The 5,301-nt window shown below is 75.0% G+C and carries 5 protein-coding genes; 3 read left to right on the top strand and 2 right to left on the bottom strand.

Going from position 1 to position 5,301, the window contains the following annotated elements:
- The 3 genes from F6X68_RS30380 to F6X68_RS30370 form a co-directional block, all read left to right on the top strand.
- The coding region (locus F6X68_RS30380) for a LiaF domain-containing protein (RefSeq protein ID WP_151457469.1) at nt 1–811 on the top strand (811 nt) is incomplete at its 5' end.
- A complete protein-coding gene (locus F6X68_RS34930; RefSeq protein ID WP_370519013.1) occupies nt 808–1,635 on the top strand; it encodes a hypothetical protein in 828 nt (275 codons plus the stop codon). The genes F6X68_RS30380 and F6X68_RS34930, both read left to right, overlap by 4 nt.
- 178 nt (nt 1,636–1,813) lie before the next feature.
- Entirely contained in the window at nt 1,814–3,067 is a 1,254-nt protein-coding gene (locus F6X68_RS30370; RefSeq protein WP_151457468.1) for a phosphatidylserine decarboxylase, read from the top strand.
- A 67-nt stretch (nt 3,068–3,134) separates the two neighbouring features.
- Here F6X68_RS30370 and F6X68_RS30365 read toward each other — a convergent pair whose 3' ends face one another.
- Together F6X68_RS30365 and F6X68_RS30360 are read right to left on the bottom strand one after the other, a co-directional pair.
- Nucleotides 3,135–4,052, bottom strand: a complete 918-nt coding sequence (locus tag F6X68_RS30365) for a phosphatidylcholine/phosphatidylserine synthase (RefSeq protein WP_151457467.1) — start codon at nt 4,050–4,052, stop codon at nt 3,135–3,137.
- A 362-nt stretch (nt 4,053–4,414) separates the two neighbouring features.
- On the bottom strand, nt 4,415–5,301 hold an 887-nt coding region (locus F6X68_RS30360; protein WP_151457466.1), incomplete at its 5' end, for an NUDIX hydrolase.

Here is a 5,301-nt window from a genome sequence, read left to right as displayed (position 1 = left end):
CGACACCTGGGACGACACGGTCGCGGTGCAGCGGTTCACCGGCAAGGGCGGGCGGTTCGTCCGGGGCGCCGCCCGGCTCGACGGCCCCGGCCGGGTACGCGTGGGCGAGCGGGTCTTCCAGGCCCCGCACGGCCCGTACGCCGGGCAGACCGTCGTGCCGCCCGCACCGCGCAAGCCGCCGAAGCCGCCGAAGCGACCGAAGGAGCGCTCCCCGCTCGGCGCGGTGACGTTCTCGCTGATCTTCCTCGCCCTGGGCGTGGTCGCCGTCGTCGACCTGCTGGACGTCTACGCCATCGGGGCGTCGGCCTACTTCGCGGCCACGCTGGCCACCATCGGGCTCGGCCTGCTGGTCGGCACCTGGTTCGGACGGGCCCGCTGGCTCATCGCGCTCGGCGTGGTGGCCGCCGCCGCGCTCGGCGTGGCCACCGTGGCCGAGTCCTACGACCGGATCCGGGGCGTCGACGGCAACGTCACCTGGGCGCCCACCGACCACCGCGACCTCGCCCTGCGGTACGAGAACAGCTTCGGCGACACGGTCCTGGACCTGCGCGCGGTCGACTTCGACAAGAAGAACACCGAGATCACCGTCTCCGTCAACTTCGGCGAGTGCACGGTGGTGGTGCCGCCGAACGTCGACGTCACCACGGTCGCCGACGTCAACGCCGGCGACGCGGTCGTCTTCGGCAAGCACTCCGGCGGGCTGGCGGGCGAGCTGCGGGAGACGACCGACCTGGGTCCGGACGGCCCCGGCGGCGGCACGCTGCGCCTCTACATCCACGTCAACGCCGGCAACCTGGAGGTGACCCGGTGAAGGCCCACCGCACCGACATCGTGTCCTTCGCCTTCGGGCTGATCTTCCTCGGCCTCGCCGCGTGGTGGCTGCTCGCCCAGTTGCTCGGGCTCGCCCTCCCTCCGGTCGGCTGGTTCCTGGCCGGCGCGCTGATCCTGATCGGCCTGCTGGGCCTGCTGGGCGCGCTGCGATCCGGGCGGTCCGGCGCCGCGCCCACGCCCGGCGACGCCCCCTCCGGCGACGCCCTCACCGACACCACCGCCTCCGACGCGGTCGCCCCGGACACCGTCGCGCCCGTCTCCACCCCGCCGGGCGCGGAACCGGCGGGCCGGGCCACGGACCGACAGGCCACCGGGATCGACCCGACCCGCTGGGACCTCGACCGGCCCGCGCCGGCCGACGAGCCGACGGCGTGGGGCGGCCGGCGCTCCGACTGGGGCGAGCCGACCGACTGGGGCACCCGGTCCGAGTGGGACGTCTCCGCGCCGACCACCGGCGCACCGACGACGGCCGGACTGCCGCCGAGCGGACAGCCGGCGGAGGAACCGACGACCGCCGGGCAGACGGCGGAGGTGCCCACAACCGGCGGGGCGACCACGGAGACGCCGGCGACGGTCGGGCAGACGGCGGAGGTGCCGACGACCGGCGGGGCGACCACGGATACGCCGGCGACGGTCGGGCCGACGACGGGTGGCCTGCGGGCCGGGGACGAGGCCGACGAGTGGCCGACGGAGGCCGTCACCGACGTCCGGCCCGAGGCGGTCGAGGACCGCGCCGCCGACGAGGACGCCCTGTCCCGGCGGACCGACGGGCCGTCGGCCGGTGGGGAGCACCCGCGCGGCTGACCACAGCGGTGCGGCCGTCGTCGGCGGCGGCCTATGCTGGCCGTGGAGAACTCGCCTCCGCCGGCCGGCCCGCGCCGACCTGGCCGCCGCACCGACCTGGCCGCCCGCGCCGGCCGGACGCGCCGCCGTGGCGGTCCCGCCGCGATTCCCGTCTCTACCCGTCAGGAGTCCGTCCGACATGACGCAGTCCCCCGCCGTGCGCACCTTCGGCCGGTCCGGTCCGGTCCGCATCGGCGAGCGAGCCGCCCGTACCCTCGTCTCCGAGCTCGCCCGGATCAACGATCCGAAGGCCGCGCTGCTGGTCGGCGCGACGCCCGAGTCCGCGGTGCTGACCGCGGCGATCGACGCGCTGCTGCCCGGCGACACCCTCACCCTGGTGCCCGCCGGGTCGGCCTCCCCGGCGGCCCTCCGGGAGCACGTCACCGCCCAGGGTCGCTGGGTGGCCGACCGGGTCCGCGTGGTCGACACCCTCGCCGAGGCCGAACCGGCCGCGGTGGTCGTCGCCGCGGAGCCGCTCACCGGCACGGCCGACGAGACCCGCGCCGCCGTCGAGGGCCTGACGAAGTACCTCGCCGACGGCGCGGTGCTGAGCGTGGCCACGACCGCGACGCCGGGGCGTACCGCGGGCGCCGCCGCCGAACTGGACCGGCAGGGCGCGTTGTACGGCGTCGGGGTCGACCTGGTGCTGCGCAACACGCCGCCGCTGCGGGTGTACCGGCTCCGCTACACCCCGGCCGACGCCGCGTCGGCGGCCCGGCTGGCGCCGGCGTACCGCCCGTCCAGCGTCCCGCTGACCCGTGGGATGCACATCGACTCCAACGGGGTGGCCGCGGCCGGCATCGCGCTGGGCCTGGCCGCGGTGGCCCGGGCGACCCGGCCGAAGTCGAAGCTCTGGCTGCTCCCGGCCCTGGCCGCCGCTCCCGTGGCCGCCTTCTTCCGGGACCCGGAGCGCGACGTGCCGGAGGACCCGTCGGCGGTCGTCGCCTCGGCCGACGGTCGGGTGCTGTCCGTGCAGCGGCTGCACGACGAGCGTTTCGGCGAGGGCGAGTGGCTGCGGATCGCGGTCTTCCTGTCGGTGCTGGACGTGCACGTCAACCGTGCCCCGGTGGCCGGCAAGGTGGTCGACTACTTCGTCGCCGACGGTGGCTTCGCCAACGCGATGAAGCCGGCGGCGGAGCACAACGTGGCCGCGTACACGGTGCTGGACACCGCGCGCGGCACGGTGGTCGTGGCGCAGCGCACGGGCCTGATCGCCCGGCGGATCGTGCAGCGGGCGCCGATCGGCGCGCTGCTGGCCCGGGGCGAGCGCTTCGGCCTGATCCGGTTCGGCTCGCGCACAGACGTCTACCTGCCGGCGGACGCGGCGGAGCCGCTGGTCGGCCCGGGGGACAAGGTCGTCGGGGGTTCGACCGTCATCGCCCGCTGGCGCTGAGGCCCGGGCCGGACGACACGAAGAAGGGGCGCCGCGAATGCGCGGCGCCCCTTCTCGCGTACGTGTGTCAGGCGGTACGACGCTGACGCAGCCAGAGCACCGGGCCGCTGACCAGGTAACCGACCACGATCAGGGCGAAGGTGAGCCGGATGTCGATCAGCGCGCCGATCACCGGGGCCAGCCACAGCCACGGCGGCAGCTTCAGCAGCCGGGCGAGCTTCGCGTAGGGGAAGCTGGAGACCATGGCGAAGGCGAGCAGCGCCACGCCGGCGACCAGGACGATGCCCGGCACCGGCAGCCCGATGGCGACGGTCAGCGCGAGCACTGCGGCGGCCATGGTGGTGGGCACGCCGCAGAAGAACCGGCCGTCCTTCGGCGAGACGTTGAACCGGGCGAGCCGGATCGCCGCGCACGCCGCCACGAGGGCGCAGGCCACCGCGGCGGCCGGCGTGGAGACCGAACCGGCCAGCGAGGCGTAGACCACCACGGGGGCGGCGAGCCCGAACGAGCACATGTCGGCCAGCGAGTCCATCTGCGCCCCGAACGGGCTGGCCACCCCGAACTTGCGGGCGAGCGCGCCGTCGAGGCCGTCGAAGACGACGCAGGCGATCAGGCAGAGCGCGGCGACGCGCACCTCGCCCTGCATGGCCAGGAAGATGGCCAGCATGCCGAGCATCAGGCTGCTGAGTGTGCAGGCGTTGACCACCGCGAACTTCATCCGGCGGGCGACCGTCCGCTCGCCCGGAAGCAGCGGGATCGACATCGCCGAGTCGTCGACCGGGGTCGTGGGGCCGAGCGCGGGGCTGACCGGGACGATCGAGGCGACGTCGGCGCGCTCGACCCGGGTGAGTCCGTAGCGGCGTCGCGGCCGGTCGGCGTAGCGGTGCTCGGGCATCGAGAGGTCGCTGGTCGCGTGCAGGTCGCCGTCGCGGCGCCCCACCCGGACCAGCAGCACCTGCCGGGCGAGCGTGCTGCTGCGGCGCAACGGGCCCGCCCAACGACGCCCTGCGGGACGCGGACTGTCAGTGGTACGACGCCGGCGCCATGGGGCTCTCGGCACGTTTCCTCCATCACCGGATCGGTTTACCGTCGCGAGGGCGGCTGTCCGGCTGTCTCGTGCCGGACCTTTCTGGCCCGGCAGCCGTTTTGCGGAGTACACCATCGCATAGGGGAACGGGGATTGGCGATAGCTGCCGGCGGTACTTATATCTGGTCTAACCGCGCGTACCGCTCTCTTATTCCCATCTCGGGCTCCATCGCCCGTTTCCTCCACCAACCCCACATCGAATGTACCGGACCCCGTCTCCGTCGGCTCGGTGAGCGGGTGCCGGGGACACCGATGTCCGGTTACGGACGCTCGTCGGTAGGGGCATTGGCCAGCGCCAGTGCGGCGATCCCGCTCAGCGGCAGCCCGGCGAGTTGCTCCGGCGTGAACCAGCCCGCGCGGGCGGTGGAGCCACCGGCGAGCTCGGTCACCCGTGGCTCCGTGGGCGCGTCCACCGCCACCCGGTAGAGCACCCGGATGCCGTGCCAGTCGAGCGGGCGCCCCTCCGGGCCCAGCGCGGCCGGGTTGTGCAGGTTGTCGACGCCGATCAGCTCGACCACCCGACCGAGCTGGCCGGACTCCTCGACCAGCTCGCGCAGCAGCGCGGCGACCGGCTGCTCTCCGTGGTCGGTCCCGCCGCCGGGCAGGTGCCACCGGCCGGCGCCCGGGTAGCCGTCGGCGATCATGGTGAGCAGCACCCGGCCGGCAGGGTCGGTGACCAGGCCGTACGCCCCGAAGCGCTGCCTCCGGTCGGACGGGGTGGCCGGACCTTCCGCCGGCGAGCGGGGCAGATCGGACGGCAGGGGCGACACGGGCACGCCGAGCAACTCGGCGGTGAACGGCATGAGCGGCACCGCCGCCGCCTCGTCGGTCGTGAACCAGCCCAGCTCGTCGGTGCCGCCGGCCGGCTCCGGCCGGGGTTCACCGCCCCGCACGGTGACGTCGAAGACCACGCGATCGGTGTGCAGCGCGACGTCGGCGGCACGGAAGGTCGTGACGTCGGCGGACACCGCCCGCAGCCCGGTCACCTCCACCGTGAGGCCGGTCTCCTCGGCGAACTCGCGGACCACCGCGTGCGCCGGGTGCTCGGCGTGTTCGAGGCCTCCGCCGGGCACCTGCCAGACGCCCGGGACCGGGCACGAGGCGGAACCCCGGACCAGCAACACCCGCCCGTCCGAGCCCCGGCACA

This window comes from Micromonospora sp. AMSO12t, assembly GCF_008806585.1.
Lineage (GTDB): Bacteria > Actinomycetota > Actinomycetes > Mycobacteriales > Micromonosporaceae > Micromonospora > Micromonospora reichwaldensis.
Note: the sequence above shows the minus strand (reverse complement) of the source record. Positions and strands in the feature narration are given on the sequence as shown.

Excerpts from the sequence above, each read along its gene's own strand:
- F6X68_RS30370 (WP_151457468.1), top strand. The coding sequence starts at position 1,814 with ATGACGCAGTCCCCCGCCGTGCGCACCTTCGGCCGGTCCGGTCCGGTC.